Source organism: Bacteroides sp. ET71 (assembly GCF_023336905.1).
Classification (GTDB): Bacteria; Bacteroidota; Bacteroidia; order Bacteroidales; family Bacteroidaceae; genus Bacteroides.
The window spans coordinates 103,161-130,039 of sequence record NZ_JAMBLS010000003.1; the positions used below are offsets into that span (position 1 = coordinate 103,161).

The window sequence follows — 26,879 nt, forward strand, 5'->3', positions numbered from 1 at the left end:
TCCGGGCGGTGCAGCCAGCCCATCTGCACCGGCCGCACCGCCCGGAAAAGAAAAAAAGATTTAATACGTTCACCCATACCAATTAATTATCGTACATTTGCCGACGAAACCAATCATACGGATTTGTAACGCAATGAAAGAGAACTATTACCACGTCGGACTGAACGACGAACAGGTGCGCCAAAGCCGCGCCGAACATGGGGACAACCTGCTGACCCCGCCCAAACGCCCTTCCATGTGGAAGCTCTACTTAGAAAAATTCCAAGACCCCGTCATCCGCATCCTGCTGGTAGCGGCAGTCTTCTCGCTCATCATCTCCATCACCAAAAACGAGTACGCCGAGACCATCGGCATCTTCTTCGCCATCTTCCTGGCCACCGGCATCGGCTTCTACTTCGAGTACGACGCCAACAAGAAGTTCGACCTGCTCAATCAGGTGGGTGAGGAGACGCCCGTCACCGTCATCCGAAACGGCAAAGTCCACGAAATACCCCGCAAGGACATCGTGGTCGGCGACATCGTCATCCTGAACACCGGCGAGGAAGTCCCGGCCGACGGACAGCTCATCGAAGCCGTCTCGCTGCAAGTCAACGAATCGAGCCTGACCGGAGAGCTGATGGTGAACAAGACGACCAACGAAGCCGACTTCGACGAGGAAGCCACGTACCCGTCCGACAGCGTGATGAGGGGAACCACCATCACCGACGGGCACGGCACGATGGTCGTAGAGCGCGTGGGCGACGCCACCGAAATAGGCAAAGTGGCGCGGCAAGCCACCGAACAGAGTCAGGAACAGACTCCGCTGAACATCCAGCTTACGAAACTGGCCAACCTCATCGGAAAGGCAGGCTTCACCATCGCGGCACTGACCTTCATCATCTTCACCTCGAAAGACCTCTACGCCTACTTGCAGGCAAACCAGGTGACGGACTGGCACCAATGGCTTGACATTGCCGACATCGTGCTGAAATACTTCATGATGGCCGTCACGCTGATTGTCGTGGCCGTGCCCGAAGGACTGCCCATGAGCGTCACCCTCAGCCTGGCACTGAACATGCGCCGCATGCTCAAGACCAACAACCTGGTGCGTAAGATGCACGCCTGCGAGACGATGGGCGCCATCACGGTCATCTGCACCGACAAGACCGGGACACTGACACAGAATCTCATGCAGGTGTACGACGCCCAACTGGACGAAAGCCAACCCGACCTCATTGCCGAAGGAATAGCCGCCAACTCCACGGCCTTCCTCGAAGAGAAAGCCACAGGCGAAAAGCCCGCCGGCGTGGGCAACCCCACCGAAATAGCACTGCTGCTCTGGCTCAACCAACGCGGGCAAGACTACATGAAGCTGCGCGACGCTGCCAAAGTGGTCAACCAGCTCACGTTCTCGACAGAGCGCAAATACATGGCTACGCTGGTCGACTCGCCCCTGCAGCAACAGCGCATCCTCTACGTCAAGGGCGCACCCGAAATCGTCATGAGCCACTGCAACCTGCCGCAAGAAGCCATCACCCGATACAACGAACAACTCCTGGCCTACCAGAACAAAGCCATGCGCACCCTGGGACTGGCCTACAAAGTCATCGACAAGGGTGCCTCCGAAGACTGTGCCGAACTGGTGGCCCAAGGCGGGCTGACCTTCCTCGGCATCTTCGCCATCAGCGACCCCATCCGCCCCGACGTGCCCGACGCCGTGAAGAAATGCCAGTCGGCCGGCATCAGCGTGAAGATTGTCACGGGCGACACCCCCGGCACCGCCACGGAGATTGCCCGCCAGATAGGCCTCTGGCAGCCGGGCGACACGGAGCGCAACCGCATCACGGGCACAGAGTTTGCCGCGCTGTCGGACGAAGAAGCCCTGGACCGTGTGATGGACCTGAAAGTAATGAGCCGTGCCCGGCCGATGGACAAGCAAAGACTGGTGCAACTGCTCCAGCAGAAGGGCGCCGTCGTCGCCGTAACGGGCGACGGCACCAACGACGCACCGGCCCTGAACCATGCCCAAGTGGGCCTCTCAATGGGTACGGGAACGTCCGTCGCCAAAGAGGCCAGCGACATCACCCTGCTGGACGACTCGTTCCACAGCATCGCGACGGCCGTCATGTGGGGACGCTCGCTGTACAAGAACATCCAGCGCTTCATCGTCTTCCAGCTTACTATAAACGTAGTGGCCCTGCTCAGTGTGCTGTTGGGTGCTTTCTTTGGAACATCGTTGCCACTAACCGTCACGCAGATGCTTTGGGTGAACCTCATCATGGATACCTTCGCGGCGATGGCACTGGCCTCTATCTCGCCCAGCATGGACGTGATGAACGAGAAGCCCCGCAAACGTTCGGACTTCATCATCACGCCGACCATGCGCAACAACATCTTCGGGGTAGGGCTGGCCTTCCTGGCCATACTGATGGGGATGCTGTTCTACTTCAAGCAACTGCCCGGAGGGGTGCAGGCCGACGGCGAGATGAGCATACGCTACCTCACCATCTTCTTCACCGTCTTCGTCATGCTTCAGTTCTGGAACCTGTTCAACGCAAGCGTGTTCGGCACGAACCACTCCATATTCAAGGACGCCGGCCATGCGCTGGGCATGCTCAGCGTGGCGCTCATCATCCTGGTAGGGCAGTTCATCATTGTCACCTTCGGCGGCAAGGTGTTCCGCACCGAACCGCTCGACGGGCAGACGTGGCTGCTGATTATCGCCGGCACGTCGGTGGTGCTCTGGGTGGGCGAAGTGTTCCGCCTGGCGAAACGCCTGAGACAAAAATAAACAGAGGGGCATGGAAGGAAACATCAAGAACATTTTGATAGACTTCGGCGGCGTGTTGATTGACCTCGACCGCCGCCGTTGCCTCGAGCAGTTCCGACTGTTGGGCCTGCACGACGTGGACGGACTGCTGCACGACTACCAGCAGCAGGGCTTCTTCCAACTGCACGAGAAGGGGCTGATTACGGACGCCGACTTCCGCGACCGCATCCGCAGCCTCATCGGCACGCCGGTGAGCGACGCCGACATCGACAGGGCATGGAACAGCTTCCTGGGAGCCATCCCCGTCTACAAGCTGGACTTCCTGCTGGAGCTGCGCAGACGCTATCGCCTCTGCCTGCTGAGCAACACCAACGCCATACACTGGGACTATGCCTGCGCCACGGCTTTCCGGGCCGCAGGACACCGGGTGGAGGACTACTTCGACCGCATCTACCTGTCTTATCAAATGAAAATGGCCAAGCCCGATGCCGAGATATTCCGGGCCGTACTGGCAGACGCCGACATCCGTCCCGAGGAAACACTGTTCCTGGATGACTCGGAAGAGAATTGCCGGAGCGCACAGGCGCTGGGCATCCATACCTATACACCGCAAGCCCATGAGGATTGGAGACATCTGTTCCAATAACAGGCCGGGAATGGCCACCATAGGGTTCTTCGACGGCGTGCACTGCGGGCACTGCTTCCTCATCCGCCAGGTAGAGTGCGAGGCGGCTGCCCGGGGACTGACCCCGACCGTCATCACCTTTCCCACGCACCCGCGCCAGGTGTTGCAGAGCGAATACCGCCCGCGCCTGCTGACCACGCCGGCAGAGAAGCTGCAACGGCTGGAGCAGACGGGGGTTGAACAGTGCCTCTTGCTGGACTTCACGACGCACCTGGCCACTCTCTCGGCACGCGACTTCATGGAAGTGCTGAAGCATCGCTACCGCATCGGCGGGCTGCTCATCGGCTACGACCACCGCTTCGGCCACAACCGCAGCGAGGGGTTCGACGACTACGTGCGCTACGGCCGCGAACTGGGCATCGAGGTGCTGCCTGCCGAAGCGTTCCGCCTGCCGGACGGGACGGCCGTCAGCTCGTCGCTGGTGCGCCGCCTGCTGTCGGACGGCGACGTGGCCGCGGCCAACCGCTGCCTGGGCTACGCCTACAACGTGGGCGGCACGGTGGTGAGCGGACACCGCGTGGGGCATCGCCTCGGCTATCCCACGGCCAACCTCCTGCCCGACCATCCGGACAAGCTGGTGCCGGCCAACGGCGTGTACGCCGTAAGGGTGGAAATTGGCGGCGAACAGCACGGCGGCATGCTGAACATCGGACGCCGGCCCACGCTGGACAATGGCGACGACCGCAGCATCGAGGTGCACATCTTTGACTTCGACCGCGACATCTACCAACAGCCGCTGCGGCTGAGCTTCGTGCAACGCATCCGCGCCGAGCGCCGGTTCGACTCGCTGGACGAGCTGGTGGCGCAACTGCACCGCGACGCCGCCGAAATCCGGGCGATGCTGGGCTGACGGCCTTCCGCACATCCGCCGCAAAGATATCGGGCCGATTCTTTTGGCGCTTTCCGCGGTTTTTCCTACATTTGCGCATCATCAACCCTTTAACACCGTACTATCATGGGAAGCGAAGGCCTGCAAGAACGATACATCAATCCGTACACCGATTTCGGCTTCAAGAAGCTGTTCGGCACTGAACTGAACAAGGAACTGCTTATCAGTTTCCTCAACGCTTTGCTGCCAGACCAGCCGAACATCCGCGACGTGACTTACCTGAACACCGAGCACCTGGGCACACAAGAGCGAGACCGCCGTGCCGTCTTCGACGTCTACTGCGAGAACGAAGACGGCGAAAAGTTCTTAGTGGAGATGCAACGCGGCGAACAACAGTTTTTCAAGGACCGCAGCCTCTACTACACCACATTCCCCATCCGCGAGCAAGCCCCGCGAGGCAAGGGCTGGGACTATGAGTTAAAGAAGGTGTATACTATCGGCATCTTGAACTTCACCTTCGACGACACGGACGACACGTACTACCACCACGAGGTGAAACTGGTGGACATGAAGACGAAAGGCGTCTTCTACGACAAGCTGACGCTGATTTACCTTGAGATGCCCAAGTTCGAAAAGACCGAAGACCAGTTGGAAACGATGTTCGACAAGTGGATGTTCGTCCTCCAAAACCTGGGCGCGCTCATGGAACGTCCCGCCGCCTTGCAGGAGCGTGTCTTTACGCGCCTGTTCGAAGCCGCGGAGATTGCCCGCTTCTCGCGCAAGGAACTGGTGGCCTACGAGGACAGCCTGAAGGTCTACCGCGACTGGTACAGTACCATCAAAACCGCCATTGTAAAGGGGCGGAAGGAAGGTGAAGAAATCGGACGGGAGCGTGGACGAAAAGAAATGCAGCGAAACATCGCCCGTCAGATGAAAACCGACGGTCTTTCTATTGAGAGCATCGCCGGCTACACGCACTTGTCGCCTGAAGAAATAAAGAATCTGTAAATTTCTTTCTCCCCCGCCATGAAAAACCCACTGCGCGACCTGCTCTTCTTCTCACCGCAAGCGCAACGGGGCCTGCTGCTGCTCTGCCTGGCCATCGTAGCCTTCGCATGCCTCGTGCCGGTGTACGAACACCGTGCCCAACGTGCCGCCCAACCGGCAGCCGTCCCCGGAGAAGCATACCAAGATTTCCGCGCCGCGCTGCAGCAGGAAGCGACCGCCGGCCAATCCGATGCCGACCTCCACGCCAACAGCCTGCCCGGCGCCTCCCTGCCGGAACCGGTGCTCCGCCCTTTCCCCTTCGACCCCAACCGCGCGGACAGCGCGACGCTGCGCCGTCTGGGTCTGCCGGAGCGGACGACACAGCACATCGTGCGCTACCGCGATAAGGGCGGCCGCTTCCGACAGGCCGAAGACTTCCGGCGGATTTACGGCCTGACAGACGAACAATATGCAGCCTTGCGCCCCTTCCTCCGCCTGACACCCGCCGACACGCTTCACCCAAGGGTGCAGCCGTTGTGGGCAGGCAACCCCGGCGACAACATGCCGGAACCCGGCAAATACCCCGCAGGAACCGTGGTCGACCTGAACCGTGCGGACACCTCCGAACTCAAGAGAATCCCCGGCATCGGCAGTGCCATCGCCCGCCGCATCGCCAGCTACCGGCAGCAGTTGGGAGGCTACCACGACCTCGGACAGTTAAAGGAAATCAATCTGGACCATGAGCGGCTGCGCCCCTGGTTCTACGTAGACACCGCCGCCATCTGCCGCATCAACCTGAACACCGCCAGCCTGGGTGCCCTGTCGCGGCATCCGTACCTGAACTTCTACCAAGCCAAAGCCATCTGGGAATACAGGCAAAAGAACGGCTCGCTGGACAAGCTGCACGCCCTGGCCCTCTTCGACGAGTTCAACGAAGCCGACCTCCGGCGACTGGCTCCCTACGTCTGTTTCGACTGACCGGGCAAGAGCCGAGGCCACCGTCCGGAAGAAGCACGGACAGGACGCGGAAGAAGCGCGGCTCTTGTGCGCAAGAGCGAAAGCCACGGCACACCACTACGGCACCGGCATCAAAATGCCGCCAGAATTTGTCCGTTTCAAATAATTTTCTTTACTTCGCAAGCAATTAACGTTCTTTTGTCAACATATACAGCCCATGCGCTTCATTACGATACTTCTGCTCTGCCTGCTGCTGCCGCCTGCCGCCCTGCTTGCCTCGGTACAGCCCGGCACGGCCGAGACCGACACCCTGTCCGAAGACAAAGAGGCTCTGCGCGCTGCCGCCTTCGACTGCCTCAACCGCAACCGCCTTGACCGGGCCCGCAGCTATGCCAGGCAACTGTTCCGCCTGGCCGAACGCACCGACGACCGCCGTTTCAGCCTGCTCTACGGACACCTCATCCTGGGGCTGGCAGGCATCGAGACTGCACCGGGCACGGAAACCTACACACACTTGGAAACGGCGCGCGCACTGGCCGAACGCTTCCAAGACCACGAAGCGCTGATGCGCGTGCTCAACGCCTTCGGCAACTATTCGATGTTCGCCAACGACGACGTCTATTCGGCCATCTCCTACTACTTTCAAGCGCTGGACGAAGCGAAGCGCGTGGACAACCGCCGCCTGTACGCCATGATTCTGTCCAACATCTCGGGCGGCTATTTCATGCGCGAAGACCCCTCCGGGCTCAAATATGCCGAAGAGGCCGTACGCATCGCCCAAGAGATTAAAGAGCCCATCCCGCTGTTCTACGCCACCTTCAACTCGGCCTTCTACTACCTGGCCGCCGGCGACCTGCCCCACGCCCGCATCGCCATCGAAGCGCTCGAACAGATGCACGCTGCCCAAGGGTTCGGCATGAAAGCGGACATCTTCCTGCTGAAAGCCCAATACCACGAAAAGCTCGGCGAAACGGGCAAGGCCTACGAATACTACGCCCGGGCCATGGAGAGTTTCTCCGGCGCATCGGCCTCCACCATCACGATGATTTACCTGAAGTATGCCGCCCTGCTGCGCGCTGACCACCACGCCGACGCCGCCACCCGCGTGCTGGAATACGCGCTGAGGCACATCGAAGAAAGCGGCGTGCCCATACACAAGGCACAGTTGCTCAAAGAACTGGCGCTGAGCTACCGCGAGGCCGGACAGACCGGACAAGCGCTGGACTGCGCGTTGGAATACATGGACCACCAGAACCGGCTGTTCGACGAGGTACGCGAACGCGCCATGCAGGAAGCACGCATCAAACACGACATCTACTCGCGCGAGCAGCGCATCAGCGAACAACAAGTCGTCATCCTGGACAACCGCTACAAGATTGCCGTGCTGAGCGGCACGCTGGCGGCTGTCGTGCTGGCACTGGGGCTCACTTACTTCTTCTACCGCAAGAAGAACCGCCTCTACCGCGCCATCGTCTCGCAAAACCACGAGTACATGCAGCACGAGCAGATGCTTCTGACCCAGATAGAACAACTGCGCCAGACGGGACACCCCGCTCCCGTGCCCGCCGACAAACTGCAAGACCTGATGAACCGCTTCACGGTGCAAATGCTGGAGAACAAGCTATTCACCGACCCGTCGCTCACCATCGCCGCCGTGGCCGAACGCCTCGACACGAACCGCACCTATCTCTCCAAGGCCATCAACGACATCACGGGGAAGTCCTTCAGCCAGTTGCTCAGCGAATACCGCATCCGCCAGGCCATCGCGGAAATCTCCGACCCGAAAGCCGACAAACCGCTGAAACAAATCGCCACCGACGTCGGTTTCAACTCACTCTCCACCTTCTACAACACCTTCCAGGCCTCCACCGGCATGACACCCGCCCGCTACCGCTCGCAGTTGAAGGGCCGATGACGCCCGTTCTTTTTTCCGCATCCGTCAAATTGACGAATCGGAAAAAGATAAGCGATTGATTTTACGGTATTTTTACTTTCCTTTGCCGAAAGAAAAAGTTGAACCAAAAATCAATCGAGACATGCACACATTCATTACAGACTTCCTCAAGCCGCTCGGCTTCGCCGCCCTGACGGCACTGTCCATGCACAGTTGCACCCCCAAAGCCGACGCCCCGTTGCTGGAGGGGAAAATCAACGTAACGGAACCCACCGAGCTGGCCATCGTCTACGACTACGAAGGCGAGAACATCGTGACAGAACTGACCACCGACTCGACCGGCGCCTTCACCTACAACCCCGCACTGAAAGCGGGCGAGGCCGACCTCGTCATCTATGTCGGGCAAGACCTCTACGGCGCCTTCGTCAAGCAAGGCTGCTCGACGCACATGAGCATCGACGGCACCCGGGCCACCTTCACGGGCGACAACACCGACCGCTGCCGCTTCAACAACACCCTCTACCAGTCGTTCTCGCCCTGGACGTTCAAGCCCACGCCCGACCATCCCTTCCAGCTCGACGAATGGAACACCAACTTGCAACAAGCCTACGAACGGACGCAGAAAGCCGTCGAAGCCGTCGGCGACCCCGAAGCCCGCGCACGCTACCAACGCTTGGCCGACGCCACACACAAGTACTACACCCTGCAAATCCTCTCCCTGGACAGGATGATGAACCAGGCCGACAACGAGGCGCAGACCGACTCACTGCTGGCCACCATCGACCCCAATGCCGACGAGACACGCCTCAGCGGCCTTATCAACTACTGGTACAACCAGGCCAACCTGGTCCCAAACACGGAACGGGTGATAGACCTCACCACTTACTTCAGCAACCAGATTAACGCCATCGACAGTGCCCTGAGCAACGAAGGAAACAAACGCAGCCTCTACAACACGCTCACCACCATGTTCTTCATGTACGAACCTTCGGACAGCGACATCACGGCCTTCCGCACTGCCATCGCCCCGCAACTGGCCAAAGCCCCCTTCATCGCCCAAGACATCGAACGACGCCTGGCCGAACGCGCCAACCAAATTAAAGACGGCGACGCCCTGCCCTCAGACCCCACCCTCGTCGCACGCGACGGGACGCGCACCACACTAAACGAGGTCATCCAAGGCAAAGTGGCCTACATCGACTTCTGGGCCACCTGGTGCGCCCCCTGCTGCCGCGAGATTCCCTACTTCGAAAAAGTGTGGAAACAGTACAAATCCGACCCGCGCATCGTCTTCGTGAGCATCTCCCAAGACGATAATGTAAGTGCTTGGCAGGCCAAAGTGGACAAGGACCAGCCCGGATGGCCGAACTACATCTTCGAGAAAATCAGCGGAAGGCAGTTCCTCGACCGCATGGGCATCAACGCCATCCCGCGCTTCCTCATCGTGGGACGCGACGGGCGCATCATCCACGTCAACGCCGCCCGGCCTTCGGACAAGGACATCAAGAGCGTCATCGACGCCGCGCTGGCCCGCTGACCCCGACACGCCGGGAGCCACCCGGCACATATACCTATTATATTAACCGGAAAAACGAAACTTTCCATGAACAAAAAGACGAAATCTTTAGCCTATCTCCTGCTCGGACTGTTCGCCGCAGCAGGCAGTCTGTCGGCCACGGCGCAACAGACCCGTCCGCACAAGACGGTGGTGCAAGAAGTGCAAGACATCGAAAAGAAGAGCGTCGTGGGCACCGTCCTCGATGAGAATGAAGAGCCCCTGCCCGGCGCCTCCGTGCGCATCGAGGGCACGCAGATAGGCGTCATCACCGACGCCGACGGCAACTTCTCCATCATAGCCGAGGGGCGGAAGCCTGTGCTCCTCATCTCGTACATAGGCATGAAGACCGCCCGCCTCCCGCTGACGGCAGACACCAAGTACGTGCGCGTCACCCTGCAACCGGACGTGACACTGATGGACGAGGTCATCGTGACGGGCTACCAGAACATCAAGCGCGAGAACGCCACGGGCGCCTTCCAGAGCCTCACCGCCAAGGACATGGACAAACGCTACACGGGCGACATCACGGCCAACCTTGAGGGAAAGATTCCCGGCCTGGTCACCGTCACCACCGACCGCTACGCCACCGGTGAAGACGCCATCACCATCCGCGGCGTCGGCACGTTCAACGCCCGCACAAGCCCGCTGGTGGTGGTCGACGGCCTGCCCATCGAAGGCGGCATCGAAAGCGTCAACCCCTACGACATCGACAACATCACCGTGCTGAAGGACGCGGCCGCAGCGGCCATCTATGGCGCACGCGCCTCGAACGGCGTCATCGTCATCTCCACCAAGCGGGCCAAGGAAGAGCGTGTCTCCATCGACTTCAACGCCGACCTCGTCGTCAGCGAAAAACAGCGGTACGACAACTTCAACTGGGCTTCGGCGGCCGACATCATTCAGTTGGAGAAATACAACTTCAACGCCATGTTGCAGGAAGACCCGAACCTGATTCAGCAACAACTGGACTACTACAACGGCGGGCGCGTCTTTAGCCAGTCGCAAGTAATGCGTTTGCTGTTGCAAAATTACCAGGGAACGCTAAGCGACGCCGACCTGAACGCTACGCTCGAACGCTGGGCTCGGAACGACTACCGCAAAGAATGGCAGGACGCGCACGACCGCACCCAAATCACCCACCAATACAATCTGGGCATCCGCGTGAAAGGCAAGTCGCTCAGCTCGAGCATCGCCATCAACTACCGCGGAGATAACCAAGGCGTGCAGCGCGAGTATGGAAACTCACTCTCCTTCAGCTACAACGGCGACCTGAAGGTGAACAAGTGGTGGGACTTGTCCTTTGGCGTCAATGTGCTGAACAACCGCTCGAAGACGCACGCCATGAGCGAGTACGGCAACATCAATTCGTTCTCGGCCTACGAAAGCATGTACGCAGCCGACGGTTCGGGGAACCTGAACCGCATGGAGGCCGACGTCTATCCCGGCGAAGAGCCCTTCAGCAACTCCGTCTACGGCCTGAAGGACCCCACCTACAACTTTGCGGAGGAGATGAACTACAACTTCACGAAATACCGCTATACGAACGTGCGCACCCACGTGAAAACGCTGTTCCACCTGCCCGTCAAAGGTTGGACGGCCCAAGCACAGTTTCAGTACGAAGACATCAATTCGCGCTCGCAGACGCGCTACAACGCAGAGTCGCACTACATGCGGAGCCTCTACAACCTCTACACCACGGCGCAGAGCGTGACCGAGTGGGTGGAAGACCCGAACTTCGACTGGGACGCCGCCTTCAACGACCCGAACACCGACTGGTTCGACCCCTACCTGGGCATGATGCAGGTGACCAACACGGAGGTGAACCACGCAGTGCCCGACGGCGACCTGCTCTCGACATACAACACTTCGAGCCAGTTCTACACTTTCCGCGCCCAGACGCAGTACAACCGCGAGTTCGGCGCGCACGCCATCGACGTGCTGGCAGGCTTCGAGTATCGCCAGACACACACCACGACGGACAACGACCTGAAGTATGGTTATGACCACCAGACGCAGACCAACCTCAATTTGCAGACGGACTGGGCTTTCATCAACAATCCCTACACCGGGGTGCTTGGCTCGGACTATGGCGTCTACGGCGCGCCCAGCGACTTCGACACGAGCGACGTGTTGCACCGCTACTACTCGTACTACTTCACGGCCAACTACGTGTACGACAGCCGTTACAGCCTGTTCGGCTCGTACCGCGTGGACAAGACCGACCTGTTCGGTACCGACCCGAAGTTCCGCGGACGCCCGCTCTGGTCGGTAGGTGCCAGTTGGAATGTCCACAACGAGGCGTTCCTGAAGCCCATCGACTGGATAAATGTCCTGAAGTTGCGCGCCAGCTTCGGCCTGACGGGTAACATCGACTCCAGCGTGTCGTCCTACCTGACGGCGAGCCTCGACACCAACCGCTACAACGGCGCACTGACCGGCTCGCTCCTGACGCCGCCCAACGACCAGCTTCGTTGGGAAAAGACCGCTACGTGGAACGTCGGCCTGGACTTCGCCGTGATGAACTACCGTCTGCATGGTTCGCTGGACGTCTATCGAAAGAAAGGCAGCGACCTGCTGACCAACACCGATCTCGACCCTACGACGGGCTGGACGTCGCTGACCATCAACAACGGGAAGATGACGAACACGGGCGTCGAACTTCAACTGCAAGGAGAAATCCTCCGGGCGCACAAGAGGCAGGACTGGGGCGTGAACCTCGGATTCAACCTGGCCTACAACAAGAACAAGGTGACGAAGGTGTCGCACTACCCGGAGTCGGGCTCGGAATACCTCAGCATGTCACTGCACGAAGGCTATCCGCTCAACTCGCTCTTCTCCATCGACTACGCGGGACTGATTGAAAAGGACGGCACGTACTTCGTGGGCTGGAGGGACAAGGACGGCGAAGTGCACACGGAATCCATCGGCAGCGGTGTGTTCACGGTGGAAGACGCTGTGTTCTCCGGCTCGTACACGCCGACCATCAGCGGCGCCATCACGCCGGAGATCACTTGGAACGGGTTCAGCCTCTCCGCGATGTTTAACTTCTACGGCGGACACTACATGCGGACGGACAACGACGTGTGGACGGCCACCATCGGCAATTCGGCGGGCTACAAGGGCGCTTTCGGCGACGCCTCCGTGCCCAAGGACTACCTGCGTTACTGGCAGGGGGATACGGACGTGCCGGCCAACGGATACCTGGCGATTCATTATAACGACATGGACGACGCTGTCTACCGCCACACCAACGTGGAGCACGCCGGATACGTCAAGCTGCGGAACATCGTGCTGGGCTACGACTTCAGCAAGCGCGTCTGCCGTGCCATCGGGCTGAACGACCTGCGCCTGCGCTTCCAGGTGAACAACGTATGCACGTGGGCGCGCAACAGCAAGGGGCTGGACCCCGAGGCGGTGAACCCGGTGACGGGCGCCAACTACAACCGCGTGCCACGCAGCTACACGATGAGTCTTTTCTTTAACCTCTAAAACGTATGACACAGATGAAAGCGAAAAACATATTCCACTCCCTGCTGCTGGCGGCCGCCATGTGCTGCACCGCCTGCGACGACAAACTGGACATCGTGCCCCTGGGCAAGACGACGCTCGACACGGTGGACGACCTGGAAACGTTGCTCAACCAGACGCCCCTACTGTACATGGAAGACAATGAATTCGAAATACTCTGCAACAACCAGTACTGCAAATGGGAGGGCCTGCCGGAGTATCTGAGCAACCCGAACAGCATCATCTACGCCCTCGTCACCTACGACGAGACGGTGGACCGGGCAAACCTGGTCACTTCGAGCAGCATGTACGAAAGCCTGTACAGCAGCATCAACTACATGAACGTGGTCATCTCCAAAGCGCCCGATGCCGGGGGCGACGACGCCAAACGCCGGCAAATCATCGCCGAGGCGCGCGTGCTGCGGGCCTGGTACCACTTCCTGCTGGTCAACATGTACGCCAAACAGTATGACGAGTCGATCGCCGGCGAGCTGGGCGGCGTGCCCTACGTGGACAACACCGACGTGAGCGAGCAGAAAACCAAGCGGACGGTGGCCGAGGTGTACGAACGGATACTGGCCGACTGCAGCGACGAGGTGCTGGCCGACCTGGTGCAGAGCCACGTGAGCGACCCCTGCCGCTTCGGCCTGGACTTCGGTTATGGCGTGCGCGCCCGGGTGCTCTTCCAGATGAAGCGTTATGACGAAGCCTTGCAGTATGCCACGAGGGCCCTCCAGGTGAACAACACGATAGAAGACCGCAGCACGGTGGCCACCACCGGCGTGTGGACGCTGAACGAGACGGCGCAGAACAACTACTACGCCATCTGGAGCGACAACTCGAACCTGGGTGACTTCTACGGCGTGACCGTCACGCCCGAGGTGGCCGCCCTCATCAGCCCCGACGACTACGTGAACAAGTACTACAACGTGTCCGGCGTCCGGGCTTGGGACACGCCCTATCCGGTGCTGCCCGACGGCTGCCTCCAGTGCCAGGTGAGCGACATCAAGTACAACCTGTTCGGCATACGGTCGGAAACGATGTACTACCTCGCCGCCGAGTGCCAAATCCGGGGCGGGAACATCGCCGCCGGGCTGCAACAGGTGGACCTCGTGCAGACGCTGCGCATCGAAAACTACCAACCGCTGGCCGCCCAAGCCTCGACATTGACCGAACGCGAGGCCATGAAGCTGCTGCAAGACGCGAAGCGCGTGGAGTTCCTCGGCTGCTTCGACAACTTCTGCGACCGCAAGCGGTGGAACTCTGAGGCGGACTATGCCGAAACCATCACCCGCGACCTTGGCCCGGACTACGGCGGCACGTACTCGCTCCGGCCGGACTCGCCCCTGTGGGTATGGCCGTTCCCACAAAACGCCGTGCTGCACAACTCGTCGCTGACGCAGAACTATTAAGCACACCCCCCTCCGACACGGCCGTCCCTACGGCGGACAAGAGCCGCGGCCGTGTCGGACGCTAACCAACCAAACGCCGGACCGTAGCCCGTACGGTGGTGTGCCGGCGGCGGTCCGGCCCGGCTTATCTTCCCTGAAAACCAACCTTCAAGCATCGCATTTATGTACACCCGATTCATCCTCAGCTTCCTGCTCGGGCTGGCGCTGGGCCTGCGCTCGGCCGCCCAGATTCAGGAGCCCGTGAAGTTCAAGCACGAATGGAAACAACTGTCGGCCACCGAGGCCGAAATCGTCTTCACCGCCACCGTCGACCCCGGCTGGCACGTCTACTCCACCGACCTGCCCGACGGCGGGCCCATTGCCGCCACGTTCAACACCGACCGCCTGGAGGGCGCGGAGACGGCCGGTGCGCTGGAGCCGCGCGGCAAGGTGGTGGAGAAGATGGACCCGCTGTTTCAGATGGAAGTGAAATATTTCGAAGGGCGCACCGCCTGCTTCGCCCAACGCATCCGTCTGACAGGCGGCGCCTACGAGGTGACCGGCTACCTGCAATACGGCGCATGCAACGACGAGAACTGCCTGCCGCCCACCAACGTCGAGTTCAGCTACCGGGGCACAGGACCCGCAGGCAGCGCAGCCGCCGCCTCGACCGGCACGCCGACCGGCAGCACCCCGGCATCGGCCGCCGCCCCCGCCACCGCAACGGACAGCGGCACGGACCGCCCGGCCTACTGGGAACCCGTGGCCGACCGGTTGCAAAACTTCGGCGATACGGGCAGCACGCAGTCGCACTCATGGCTCTACATTTTCCTGGCCGGCTTCGTGTGGGGATTGCTGGCGTTGTTCACCCCGTGCGTATGGCCCATTATCCCGATGACGGTCAGCTTCTTCCTGAAGCGGTCGAAAGACCGGCGGAAAGGCGTGCGCGACGCCTTCACCTACGGGGCCAGCATCGTGGTCATCTACGTGTCGCTGGGCCTGGCCATCACGCTGCTGTTCGGCGCCAGCGCGCTGAACGACCTGTCCACCAGCGCCGTTTTCAACATCCTGTTCTGCCTGCTCTTGGTGGTATTCGCCGCCTCGTTCTTCGGCGCGTTCGAAATCACCCTGCCCTCGCGCTGGAGCAACGCCGTCGACAGCAAGGCCGACCGCACCACCGGGCTGCTCAGCATCTTCCTGATGGCCTTCACCCTGTCGCTCGTGTCGTTCTCGTGCACGGGTCCCATCATAGGCTTCCTCCTGGTGGAAGTATCCACCACCGGCAGCGTAGTGGCACCCGCGCTGGGCATGTTGGGATTCGCGCTCGCCCTGGCCCTGCCCTTCACCCTGTTCGCGCTGTTCCCCTCGTGGCTCAAGTCGATGCCCCGGTCCGGCGGGTGGATGAACGCGATAAAGGTCACGCTCGGATTCCTCGAACTGGCCTTCGCGCTAAAATTCCTTTCGGTAGCCGACCTGGCCTACGGCTGGCATCTGCTGGACCGCGAGACCTTCCTGGCGTTGTGGATTGTGCTGTTCGGACTGCTCGGCCTTTACCTGCTTGGGAAGCTGAAGTTCCCGCACGACGACGACGAGACGCGCGTCAGCGTTCCCCGCTTCTTCCTGGCACTGGCGTCGCTGGCCTTCGCCGTCTACATGGTGCCCGGCCTGTGGGGCGCTCCGCTGAAGGCTGTCAGTGCCTTTGCCCCACCCCTGCAGACACAAGATTTCAACCTGTATGACGACGAAGTGCGCGCCCGCTTCCACGACTACGACCAAGGCATGGCCTACGCCCGCCAGCAAGGCAAGCCCGTGATGGTGGATTTCACCGGCTACGGTTGCGTGAACTGCCGCAAAATGGAGCTGGCGGTGTGGACCGACCCGCAGGTGCGCCAACTGCTGAACGAAGATTATGTGCTGATTACGCTCTACGTGGACGAGAAGACGCCGCTGCCCGCCCCCATCCGGGTCGAAGAAAACGGAACGACACGCACCCTGCGCACCGTGGGCGACAAGTGGAGCTACCTGCAACGCACCAAGTTCGGGGCGAACGCTCAACCCTTCTACGTCCTGCTCGACAACGAAGGACAGCCGCTCAACCACTCCTATTCGTACGACGAAGATGTGGACAAGTACGTCGAGTTTCTCGAAACAGGGCTCAGGAACTTCAAAAATGAAGAATGAAGAATTAAGAATGAAGAAATTCCGAGCATAAGGGGCGGACGGCCTGTATTCCTCATCCCATCCCCTGCCACGCCCTGTCATCCTGAGCGAAGCGCAGCGAAGTCGAAGGATCTCCCTAAAGGCACAAAAAGCCTTAATAAGATGTCGCGACTACGCTGCGCTGCGCTCGACAAGACAGAAAAACGAATCCCCACACCTGCCACGCCCTGTCATCCTGAGCGAAGCGCAGCGAAGTCGAAGGATCCCACTAAAGGCACAGAAAAACTTAGTAAGATGTCTCGACTACGCTGCGCTCCGCTCGACAAGACAGAAAAACGAATCCTCATCACCTCCACATACTGTCATCCTGAGCGGAGCGCAGCGAAGTCGAAGGATCTCCCTAAAGGCACAGAAATCCTTAATAAGATGTCTTGACTACGCTGCGTTCCGCTCGACAGGACAGAAAAAACAATCCCCGCCACCGCCACGCCCTGTCATCCTGAGCGGAGCGCAGCGAAGTCGAAGGATCTCCCTAAAGACACAGAAATCCTTAATAAGATGTCTTGACTACGCTGCGTTCCGCCCAGCAAGACAGTACAACGAAATTCTTCATTTTTCGTTCTTCATTCTTCATTTAACCGACCTTCATCCCGTCCACCAGATGAACGGTACGGTCGGTCATCCGCGCCAAGCCCTCATCGTGCGTGACAATCACGAACGTCTGCCCCAACTCGCGGCGCAGGTCGAAGAACAGTTGGTGAAGCTCCTCCTTGTGGCGCGTGTCCAGGCTGCCCGACGGCTCGTCGGCCAACACGACCGACGGACGGTTTATCAACGCTCTGGCCACTGCCACGCGCTGCTTCTCGCCCCCGGACAATTCGTTAGGCTTGTGCTCCGCCCGCTCGGCCAGGCCCAGCAGAGCCAACATCTCGCGCGCCGCCTGCGTGGCCTCCCGACGCGGACGACCGGCGATGAGCGCCGGAATCAACACGTTCTCCAACGCCGTAAACTCCGGCAACAGTTGGTGGAACTGGAAGACAAAGCCGATGTGCCGGTTGCGGAAGGCAGCCAGCTCGCGCTCGTTCAGCCGCCCCACCTGCGTGCCGTCTATGGTGACCGTCCCCGTGTCAGGCCGGTCCAACGTCCCCATGATTTGCAGGAGCGTGGTCTTGCCCGCCCCGCTGGGGCCCACGATGCTGAGCACCTCGCCGCGCTCCACATCCAGGCTGATGCCCCGCAGCACTTGCAGGGAGCCGAAACTTTTGGTTATATCTCGTAGTTGTATCATACGCGCTTACAATCTCTGAATGACATACTCGGCCAGGTAGCACCCGAACACCGCCGGCAAGTAACTGACAGTGCCGCACGTGCTCTTCTTGTTGCGCTCTCCTGTTACGGTGCAGACGGCGTCAGGGTTCGCCTGCTCGGTGCTGAACACGACAGGCACCTTGTGGCGCACGCCCATCCGGCGGAGCCTGGTGCGGACAGCCTTGCTCAGCCCGCAGTGATACGTGTCCCACACGTCGGCGAAACGCACCTGCGTGATGTCCGTCTTAGCCCCGGCTCCCATGCTGCAGACGATGGGCACCTTGCGGCGCACAGCCTCGGCTATCAAGCGGCACTTGGGCGCCAAGGTGTCGATGGCATCGACCACGAAGTCCGGCCGCGTCTCGTCCAGCAGGGGGGGGACGTCGTCTTCCTGCAAATAGACAGGACGGACGTCCAGACGGAGGTCGGGGTTGATGTCGCGGAAGCGCTCGGCCAGTACCTCGGCCTTGGCCCGGCCCAGGGTCGAACGGAGGGCGGGCAGTTGTCGGTTGAGGTTGGTGGGTTGCACGGTGTCGGCATCGACCAGGGTCAGGCGGCCCACGCCGGCGCGGCACAGCATCTCGGCCGCGTAGGCGCCCACGCCGCCCACGCCCACCACCAGGACGTGCGCCCGGCAGAGGCGTTCCATCTTTTCATCGCCCAGCAAGAGGCGCGTGCGTTGCATCCAGTCTTGTTCCATGACGTTAGTTTTCTTCTTTTTTGAACCACTTGTAGAACCAGCGTCCCACTTGCTCGTAGTGCTGGCTCTCGTTGTTGCCCTGCGGGTTGGCGAAAGAGATGGCATCCTGCGGCTCGCCAATCTGGTCGGGATAGAGCACGATGACGCTGTTGTTGGTGAAGTATTTCCCCAGTTGTCCGGGCAGCTTCTCGAACGCGCTGTCGTAAGAGATGGAGCCCCGTCGGGCAGTGACCACCACCAGCAGATGGTCGTAGTTGACCTGGCCGGTCAGCAGAAGCAAGTCGTCCCAACTGTCCAGGCGCGAGAACTCCGTCATCGTGCCGGTGTACTTCTTCTTCACGAGGGCTTGCAGCAAGGCAGTGGTCTGTTCGTTGGCAAAGAAGTGGACGCGGCAGTTCAGCGAAGCGCCCATGCGGCAGAAGTGCTCCACCCATTTCTGGAAACCCGCCTCGTATTCCGCCTTGGGCGGGACGGCCACGATGATGCGCCGCAACGTGTTCAGCGGGATGAGGAAACGGGCCACCATCACCTCGCGGTGCAGGCCCTTCAGCAAGCTTTCGGTCAGTTTGCCGAAGTAAGAGTCGACGAGGTTCACCTTATAATGAAGTCCGATGATGACGTCTGTCACGTCATACTCGCGCGCGGTGTGGATGATGCCCGCGGCAATGTTGAGGTCGTAGCGGCTGATGCAGCGCAGCGACAATCCTGCGGCGGCAGCCGTCTTGGCCGCCCGTTCCAGGTAACGTTTGCCCTGCTGCTCGAGGCGGTCGGAGTCGCTGTGGTCGTTGATGACGTTCAGGGCCACGAGGTTGTTCTTCTGCTTGGGGTCGCGGATGAGCAGGGAGAGGGACATCAGGTAGTCTATGGTGGCGGGATTGGCCACGGGGATGAGAATCTTCTCGGGCAGGCGCGAAGGGTCTTCCTCTTCGGGATGCGCCTCGCCCATGGCGATTTTGCGCGCTGCCCGTTCCGTGGTGAACGAACTGACGACGCACGTGACAAGGATGAGCAGCACGGTACCGTTGAGCACGTCTTCGTTCAGCAGGCGTTCGCCGTTGGGCTGGATGAGGTTATAGCCCACCAGGACGGCGGCCAGCGTGGCAGCCGCCTGGGCATTGCTCAGTCCGAACATCAGCTCGCGCTCCAGTACGGACATGCGGTATATCTTCTGCGTCAGCCACGAGGCTATCCACTTGCCCGTCAGTGCCACCACTATCATGACAGCGGCCACCTTCAGCGCATCGCCCCCGCCGAAGATGACGTGGACGTCTATCAGCATCCCGACGCCGATGAGGAAATAGGGGATGAAAAGCGCGTTGCCCACGAACTCCAGGTGCCCCATCAGCGGGGAGACGTGGGGGATGAGACGGTTCAGGACCAGACCCACGAGGAAGGCGCCGAGGATGCCTTCCATGCCGATGAACTCCATCAGCCCCGCACCAAGGAACACCAGGGCGAGGACGAAGATGAACTGCATGACGTTGTCGTCGTACCTGCGGAAGAACCAGCGGGCGATGCGCGGGAAGAGGTACATGATGCCCACGCCGAGCACGACGACCTTCAGCACCAGCCAGAGCCAGAACCATCCGCCTCCCTCGCCCCGGAACAGTCCGCTGATGACGGCCAGCACCAGCAGTGTGAGCGTGTCTGTGACGGCTGTGCCGCCCACCGCGATGCTGACGGACCGCTGCCGCGAAATGCCGTAGCGGATGACGATGGGGTAGGCCACGAGCGTGTGCGAGGCATACATGCTGGCCAGCAGTACGGAGGTCAGCAGGGTGTATTTCAGCAGGAGCATGTTGGTGACGAGGCCGATGCCGATGGGGATAACGAAAGCCAGGAGGCCGAGCATCACTGCCTTGCCGCGGTTCTTCTTGAAGTCGGACATGTTCATTTCGAGGCCGGCCAGGAACATAATGTAGTAGACGCCCACCTTGCCGAACAGTTCGAAACTGCTGTCCCTGGCCAGGATGTTGAACCCGTGCTCGCCGATGACCAGCCCGGCCAGAATCATGCCGATGATGTGCGGGATGCGCAGTTTGGTCAGCAGGATGGGGGCGAACAGGATGATGAGCAGCACCAGGAGGAAAATCCAGGTTGGGTCGGTGACGGGTAGCTGGAGACTGAAATGAAACAAGTCCATCGGGCGGCGGTTTTTCGGGTTTCAAACTGCAAAATAACGAAAAACTTTTCATTCGGCAAACCGACGTAGCACATTTTGTTATACATTTGCAGCCGGAAAGGCGCGAAGCCTTCCGCGTGAACTTATTAATATCAACCCTCAACAAAAGAAAGAAGAAAGAAGATGAAAGTAGCGATTGTGGGAGCAAGCGGAGCCGTGGGACAGGAGTTCCTGCGGGTGCTCGACGAAAGGAATTTTCCGTTGGACGAACTCGTTCTTTTTGGTTCGCCGCGCAGCGCGGGGACGAAATACACGTTCCGTGGTAAAGACATCGAAGTGAAACTCCTGCAACACAACGACGACTTCCGCGGCGTGGACATCGCCTTCACGTCGGCCGGAGCCGGCACTTCCAAAGAATATGCCGAAGACATCACCCGCTTCGGCGCGGTGATGATAGACAACTCCAGCGCTTTCCGCATGGACGACGACGTGCCCCTGGTCGTGCCCGAGGTGAACGCCGCCGACGCCAAGCAGCGCCCCCGCGGCATCATCGCCAACCCCAACTGCACCACCATCCAGATGGTGGTGGCACTGAAAGCCATCGAGGGCCTGAGCCACATACGGCGCGTGCACGTGTCGACCTACCAGGCGGCGAGCGGTGCCGGAGCGGCCGCCATGCAAGAGCTGTACGAACAGTACCGCCAGGTGCTGGCCGGCGAGCCTGTGAAGGTGGAGAAATTCGCTTACCAACTGGCCTTCAACCTGATTCCGCAGATAGACGTGTTCACCGACAACGGCTATACGAAGGAAGAGATGAAGATGTTTAACGAAACGCGCAAAATCATGCACAGCGACGTGCGCGTCAGCGCCACCTGCGTGCGCGTGCCCGCCCTGCGCTCGCACTCGGAGAGCATCTGGGTGGAGACCGAGCGCCCCATCTCGGTGGAAGAAGCCCGCGAAGCGTTCGCCCGAGGCGAGGGCCTCGTGCTGATGGACAACCCGGCGGAGAAGGAGTATCCGATGCCCCTGTTCCTGGCCGGCAAAGACCCCGTCTACGTGGGCCGCATCCGCCGCGACCTGGCCAACGACAACGGACTGACGTTCTGGATTGTGGGCGACCAAATCAAGAAGGGTGCGGCGCTGAACGCCGTGCAGATTGCGGAATACCTCGTTCGCGAAGGCGACATTTAAGATAAATTCCCCCGTCCCCCCGACGCAGACAGGGCAGCAGTGCGGCTCCCCGCCGCAAACCTGACCCGGTCTGCGTCTTTTTTGTGCCCTCTTTCTGCCGGACGACGGCCGCGCCTGCTCCGCACACCGGCCGCGCCCGCTCCGGACAGGAAGCGGCAGCCGACGGAAGAAACAACGCCTCCCCTATCCTTCAGGGGCACTGTCATTCTGAGCGGAGCGAAGCGCAGTCGAAGAATCTCACGACAGGCAGAAAGGACACAACGGAAACGCCGGAAAGACATTAGGGAGATGTTTCGACTGCGCTACGCTCCGCTCAACATGACAGGAAGAGGCGCGCGGAAGGAGAAGAACCGATTCCCAACCGCACTTTTATCGACTTTCGAAAGAAATTTATCGTTTTTCGATAAAAAATTGCCGTTTTTCTTGATAGTTTCAAAAACTTCGCTTTTCTTTGCAGCGTGGATGCCGCACGGCCGGCGGACAGACCGCGAAAAAGAAACGAACATATCAAAAGGATTCGGTTATGAAAAGAACATTCTTAAGCATCACGACGCTGGTAGTCTCCCTCTCCGTGACGCTGAGTTTACTGATTGGCCTGGCCATCCCCGCCTGAGGGAAGGCCCGGACGAAACACTAAAACGCATGTACAATGAAAGCAAGCATTAAACTATTCTTTATCTACATCGTGCTGAACCTGCTGGGCAGCCTGGCCGCCGTGCCCTTGGTGCTGGTGTGGCAGTTTGTCACGACAGGCACGGTGGATGCCGAGACCGCCGGCGCACAGACATTCGTGCCCGGCTCGTTATTGTTCATGTTCTTCACCGTGTGGTATTTGTGGAAGCAGCGTTACCTGGACGATTACCGCCAGTACGTCCCCACGTCGGCGGGCTACCTGGCGTGGACAGCCCTGCTGGTGCTGACGGTCGGCATCGTGATGGAATGGGTGATGGGTCTCCTGAGCTTCCTGCCCGACTGGTTCGAACAGGACTTCGACCAGATGCGGGACAACTGGGTGGGCATCCTCTACATCTGCCTGCTGGGGCCGGTGCTGGAAGAGCTGGTATTCCGCGGCGCCATCATGCGCGAACTGCTGCGCCGCAACCGCCCGTGGGTGGCCATCGCCGCCTCCGCCCTGCTCTTCGGCCTCATCCACTTCAACCCCGTGCAGACGGTCAACGCCATCCCGCTGGGCATCCTCCTGGCATGGCTCTACTGGCGGACGCGCAGCCTGGTGCCGGGCATCGTGTACCACGTGTTGCACAACAGCCTCGCCACGTGGCTCACGCTGCGCTACCCCGACGTCGAGACCCTGCGCGACCTCTGGGGGCCGGACGTGCACACCGCCGTGCTCTGCGGCTCGGCAGTCGTCGTCCTCGCAGCCCTGTGGCGGCTGAGCCGATACCCGGCCACGGGCGAGGCGGGATGGCTGCCTACGACGAAAGAAACGGATAAGACAACAGATTGAACTCACGTAAACAAAACACTGAACATGAAGAAAAGACTGAACCTGCTGTGCGCCATCGTCCTGCTCGTCCTGGGCTGGTCGGTGGTGGAGACCGGCTACTACATGGTAAGGGGCGCGACCGAAGGCTTCCGCCAGGGATGGAACTACGCCGAGGCCGAGGAGAAAGCGAAAGAAACGGGCGAGCCGATGCCCGAAAACCTGCGCGAGATGCAGCACTCGAAGTATATCTCGCTCCTGCCCCCGATGCTCAGCGAGCCGGGTGGCAAGATGCTGCCCGACTCCGTCTACAACGAGCGCACCCACACCTACATCCCCGCCGCCTACGCCAGCCTGACGGTCAGCATCGATTCGGGCAGCCCCTGGACACGCGCCCTGCTGGGGATGCTCGTCCTCATCGCCAACATCTGGGCCCTGGTGGTGTTCATCCGCCTGGTCATCTCGATAAACAAGTCCGACATCTTCTGCTGGCGCAACGTCCGCCGCCTGCGCCGCCTGGGCGTGCTCCTGGTCGTGGCCTGGACCTGCGCCTGGCTGTCGGAGTGGCTTGAACTGCAAGCGTTGCGCCAGGCCCTGTCCATCCCCCACTACGAACTGGCCATGACCGACGCCGTCGACCGCATCAGCCTCCTGCTGGGCCTGTGCGCCCTCATCGTGGGCGAGGTCTTCGCCATCGGCCTGAGGATGAAGGAAGAACAAGACTTAACCATCTAACCCCGTAAGGAAAGGAAGAAAAAGACATGCCGATAGTAGTAAACCTGGACATCATGATGGCACGGCGCAAGATGACGCTGGGCGAGCTGGCCGAACGCATCGACATCACGCCCGCCAACCTTTCCATCCTCAAGACGGGGAAGGCAAAGGCCATACGTTTCTCCACGCTGGAAGCCATCTGCAAAGTGCTCGACTGCCAGCCGGGCGACCTGCTGGAATACCAACCCGGGTGAACGCGACGCCCCGAAACGCAACGCAACACCCCGAATTGCCATATGCACTTTGCAGATAGTGTTACCGATGTATAAAAGTGCTTCCGATTAAAGAAAAATTTCCCTAATCCGGTTGCCCGCAAGCAGAAAAATATTACCTTTGCAGGCGAAAACCGAAGGGCACGGAAATCCCGTCCGAAGAAGAAGGAAATCCCGTCCGAAGAAGAAGGAACTCCCGTCCGAACACGGAGCAACTCCCGTCCGAAGCGGAAAGAAATACAGATAATAAACCAAAGTACCAATTTAATAACTTAAAGAAAATGGCTAATTTAGATTTAAGCAAGTATGGTATCGTAGACGTGAAGGAAATCCTTCACAACCCGTCCTACGAAGTTTTGTTTGAAGAAGAGACCAAAGCCGGCCTGGAAGGCTACGAAAAAGGTCAAGTAACCGAACTCGGCGCAGTGAACGTAATGACCGGTATCTACACAGGTCGTTCGCCCAAAGACAAATTCTTTGTTTACAACGAAGCCAGCAAAGACACCGTATGGTGGACCAGCGATGAATATAAGAACGACAACAAGCCCTGCTCCGAAGAAGCTTGGGCCGACCTGAAGGCAAAAGCCGTTAAGCAACTGAGCGGCAAGCGCCTGTTCGTTATGGACACATTCTGCGGCGCTAACCCCGCAACCCGCCTGAAAGTGCGCTTCATCATGGAAGTGGCTTGGCAAGCACACTTCGTGAAGAACATGTTCATCCGCCCCACCGAGGAAGAACTGGCCAACTACGGCGAACCCGACTTCGTATCCTTCAACGCTGCCAAGGCAAAGGTTGACAACTACAAGGAACTGGGCCTCAACTCCGAGACAGCTACCGTGTTCAACCTGAAGACCAACGAACAGGTCATCCTGAACACCTGGTACGGCGGCGAGATGAAGAAAGGCATCTTCTCCATCATGAACTACCTGAACCCGCTGCGCGGCATCGCTTCCATGCACTGCTCGGCCAACACCAACATGGAAGGCACCGACACGGCCATCTTCTTCGGCCTGTCCGGCACAGGTAAGACGACGCTGTCCACCGACCCGAAACGCCTGCTCATCGGCGACGACGAACACGGCTGGGACGACGAAGGCGTATTCAACTACGAAGGCGGCTGCTATGCCAAGGTTATCAACCTCGACAAAGAAAGCGAGCCCGATATCTACAACGCCATCAAGCGCGACGCACTGCTGGAGAACGTTACGGTGGATGCCAACGGAAAGATTGACTTTGCGGACAAGAGCGTAACGGAGAACACGCGCGTATCCTACCCCATCTACCACATCAACAACATCGTGAAGCCCGTATCCAAAGGCCCTCACGCTCATCAGGTAATCTTCCTGTCTGCTGATGCCTTCGGCGTACTGCCTCCCGTATCTATCCTCGATGCAGAACAGGCCAAGTACTACTTCCTGTCCGGCTTCACGGCTAAGTTGGCCGGTACAGAGCGCGGCATCACGGAGCCGACTCCGACGTTCTCCGCTTGCTTCGGCGCAGCCTTCCTGAGCCTGCACCCGACGAAGTATGCCGAAGAGCTGGTTAAGAAGATGAACAAGGTGGGTGCCAAGGCATACCTGGTGAACACCGGCTGGAACGGAACGGGCAAGCGCATCTCCATCCGCGACACGCGCGGCATCATCGACGCTATCCTGGACGGTTCCATCGACAAGGCTCCGACGAAGACCATCCCGTACTTCAACTTCGTAGTGCCCACCGAACTGCCGGGCGTTGACCCGAAAATCCTCGACCCGCGCGACACGTACGATTGCGCCTGCAAGTGGGAGGAGAAGGCAAAAGACCTGGCCGGACGCTTCATCAAGAACTTCGCCAAGTTCGAAGGCAACGAAGCAGGCAAGGCTCTCGTGGCTGCCGGTCCGAAGCTCTAAGCAAAGCCCAGACAATCTATATGCAAGAAAGGGGTCCCGCCTGGCGGAATCCCTTTCTTTTTTGGACGGATGCGAGACTTTCATTATATTTGCAAGCGTAACAGTTAAATACAACAACCCATGAAGAAAACCATCTTAGGCGCAATGCTGGCAGCCGCCTCCCTACTCTGCCTGGGCGGATGCGGACAGCACAGCCGCGTGGACGAGCTGAAAGACTTCGTCGAAAAAGTGCAGAAAGAAGGCAGCGACTACACCGAAGAACAGTGGCAGGAGGTGAACGCCGAGTTCAGCAAGCTGCTGGACAAACTGAACGACTACAAAGACCTCTCGCCCGAAGAGGTGAAGGAGATTGCCAAATACCAGGCCGAATATGCCACGGCCGCATTCAAGGAACATGCCGGCAAGTTCATGCAAGAGGCCGACAAGACCTTGGAACAGGCCGGTGCCGCCCTGGAAGGGGCGCTGGAAGGCCTGACAGACGACGACGAAACGGAAGACTCGGAAGACTGACCCTCGCAAAAACAG

The 26,879-nt window shown here is 59.8% G+C and carries 19 protein-coding genes; 16 read left to right on the forward strand and 3 right to left on the reverse strand.

What is annotated here, in order from left to right; genetic code table 11:
- The first annotated feature begins 133 nt into the window (after nucleotides 1-133).
- From M3090_RS02985 to M3090_RS03030, 10 genes are all read left to right on the forward strand, one after another.
- Nucleotides 134-2,770 carry a calcium-translocating P-type ATPase, PMCA-type gene (locus tag M3090_RS02985; RefSeq protein ID WP_249053906.1) on the forward strand — a complete coding sequence of 879 codons (2,637 nt, stop codon included), beginning with the start codon at nucleotides 134-136 and terminating at the stop codon, nucleotides 2,768-2,770.
- A gap of 10 nt (nucleotides 2,771-2,780) precedes the next feature.
- The gene (locus M3090_RS02990; protein ID WP_249053907.1) at nucleotides 2,781-3,395 is read left to right on the forward strand and encodes an HAD family hydrolase; all 615 of its coding nucleotides are present in this window, start codon (nucleotides 2,781-2,783) and stop codon (nucleotides 3,393-3,395) included.
- On the forward strand, nucleotides 3,367-4,284 hold the full coding sequence (ribF, locus tag M3090_RS02995) for a riboflavin biosynthesis protein RibF (protein WP_249053908.1): 918 nt from the start codon (nucleotides 3,367-3,369) through the stop codon (nucleotides 4,282-4,284). The genes M3090_RS02990 and ribF overlap by 29 nt, the downstream gene beginning before the upstream one ends.
- A gap of 105 nt (nucleotides 4,285-4,389) precedes the next feature.
- Nucleotides 4,390-5,271 carry an Rpn family recombination-promoting nuclease/putative transposase gene (locus tag M3090_RS03000; protein ID WP_249053909.1) on the forward strand — a complete coding sequence of 294 codons (882 nt, stop codon included), beginning with the start codon at nucleotides 4,390-4,392 and terminating at the stop codon, nucleotides 5,269-5,271.
- Nucleotides 5,272-5,289: 18 nt separating this feature from the next.
- Nucleotides 5,290-6,228 (forward strand): ComEA family DNA-binding protein, encoded by a 939-nt coding sequence (locus M3090_RS03005; protein ID WP_249053910.1) that lies wholly within the window; start codon nucleotides 5,290-5,292, stop codon nucleotides 6,226-6,228.
- 196 nt (nucleotides 6,229-6,424) lie between these two features.
- A complete protein-coding gene (locus tag M3090_RS03010; protein WP_249053911.1) occupies nucleotides 6,425-8,122 on the forward strand; it encodes a helix-turn-helix transcriptional regulator in 1,698 nt (565 codons plus the stop codon).
- 121 nt (nucleotides 8,123-8,243) lie between these two features.
- Nucleotides 8,244-9,638: a TlpA family protein disulfide reductase gene (locus M3090_RS03015; protein ID WP_249053912.1), complete on the forward strand. Its 1,395-nt coding sequence runs from the start codon at nucleotides 8,244-8,246 to the stop codon at nucleotides 9,636-9,638.
- Between the two features lie 66 nt (nucleotides 9,639-9,704).
- Complete coding sequence (locus M3090_RS03020; protein ID WP_249053913.1) at nucleotides 9,705-13,148, forward strand: SusC/RagA family TonB-linked outer membrane protein; 3,444 nt, start codon at nucleotides 9,705-9,707, stop codon at nucleotides 13,146-13,148.
- Nucleotides 13,149-13,153: 5 nt separating this feature from the next.
- Nucleotides 13,154-14,578 (forward strand): RagB/SusD family nutrient uptake outer membrane protein, encoded by a 1,425-nt coding sequence (locus M3090_RS03025; RefSeq protein WP_249053914.1) that lies wholly within the window; start codon nucleotides 13,154-13,156, stop codon nucleotides 14,576-14,578.
- Nucleotides 14,579-14,740: 162 nt separating this feature from the next.
- Nucleotides 14,741-16,738 carry a protein-disulfide reductase DsbD family protein gene (locus M3090_RS03030; protein WP_249053915.1) on the forward strand — a complete coding sequence of 666 codons (1,998 nt, stop codon included), beginning with the start codon at nucleotides 14,741-14,743 and terminating at the stop codon, nucleotides 16,736-16,738.
- 613 nt (nucleotides 16,739-17,351) lie between these two features.
- Here M3090_RS03030 and M3090_RS03035 read toward each other — a convergent pair.
- From M3090_RS03035 to M3090_RS03045, 3 genes are read right to left on the reverse strand one after another with little or no spacing between them, the layout of a single operon-like run.
- Nucleotides 17,352-18,005 (reverse strand): ABC transporter ATP-binding protein, encoded by a 654-nt coding sequence (locus M3090_RS03035; RefSeq protein WP_249053916.1) that lies wholly within the window; start codon nucleotides 18,003-18,005, stop codon nucleotides 17,352-17,354.
- Between the two features lie 6 nt (nucleotides 18,006-18,011).
- The gene (locus tag M3090_RS03040; protein ID WP_249053917.1) at nucleotides 18,012-18,725 is read right to left on the reverse strand and encodes a ThiF family adenylyltransferase; all 714 of its coding nucleotides are present in this window, start codon (nucleotides 18,723-18,725) and stop codon (nucleotides 18,012-18,014) included.
- Between the two features lie 4 nt (nucleotides 18,726-18,729).
- A complete protein-coding gene (locus M3090_RS03045) occupies nucleotides 18,730-20,868 on the reverse strand; it encodes a cation:proton antiporter (RefSeq protein ID WP_249053918.1) in 2,139 nt (712 codons plus the stop codon).
- A 162-nt stretch (nucleotides 20,869-21,030) separates the two neighbouring features.
- Here M3090_RS03045 and M3090_RS03050 point away from each other — a divergent pair, with 162 nt between their 5' ends.
- From M3090_RS03050 to M3090_RS03075, 6 genes are all read left to right on the forward strand, one after another.
- A complete protein-coding gene (locus M3090_RS03050) occupies nucleotides 21,031-22,038 on the forward strand; it encodes an aspartate-semialdehyde dehydrogenase (RefSeq protein WP_249053919.1) in 1,008 nt (335 codons plus the stop codon).
- A 649-nt stretch (nucleotides 22,039-22,687) separates the two neighbouring features.
- A complete protein-coding gene (locus M3090_RS03055) occupies nucleotides 22,688-23,503 on the forward strand; it encodes a CPBP family intramembrane glutamic endopeptidase (RefSeq protein ID WP_249053920.1) in 816 nt (271 codons plus the stop codon).
- Nucleotides 23,504-23,527: 24 nt separating this feature from the next.
- Nucleotides 23,528-24,214, forward strand: a complete 687-nt coding sequence (locus M3090_RS03060; RefSeq protein WP_249053921.1) for a DUF2975 domain-containing protein — start codon at nucleotides 23,528-23,530, stop codon at nucleotides 24,212-24,214.
- A gap of 26 nt (nucleotides 24,215-24,240) precedes the next feature.
- Entirely contained in the window at nucleotides 24,241-24,447 is a 207-nt protein-coding gene (locus M3090_RS03065) for a helix-turn-helix domain-containing protein (protein WP_249053922.1), read from the forward strand.
- A 299-nt stretch (nucleotides 24,448-24,746) separates the two neighbouring features.
- Nucleotides 24,747-26,354 carry a phosphoenolpyruvate carboxykinase (ATP) gene (pckA, locus tag M3090_RS03070; protein ID WP_249053923.1) on the forward strand — a complete coding sequence of 536 codons (1,608 nt, stop codon included), beginning with the start codon at nucleotides 24,747-24,749 and terminating at the stop codon, nucleotides 26,352-26,354.
- Between the two features lie 120 nt (nucleotides 26,355-26,474).
- Nucleotides 26,475-26,864: a DUF6565 domain-containing protein gene (locus tag M3090_RS03075; RefSeq protein WP_249053924.1), complete on the forward strand. Its 390-nt coding sequence runs from the start codon at nucleotides 26,475-26,477 to the stop codon at nucleotides 26,862-26,864.
- Nucleotides 26,865-26,879: the final 15 nt, after the last annotated feature.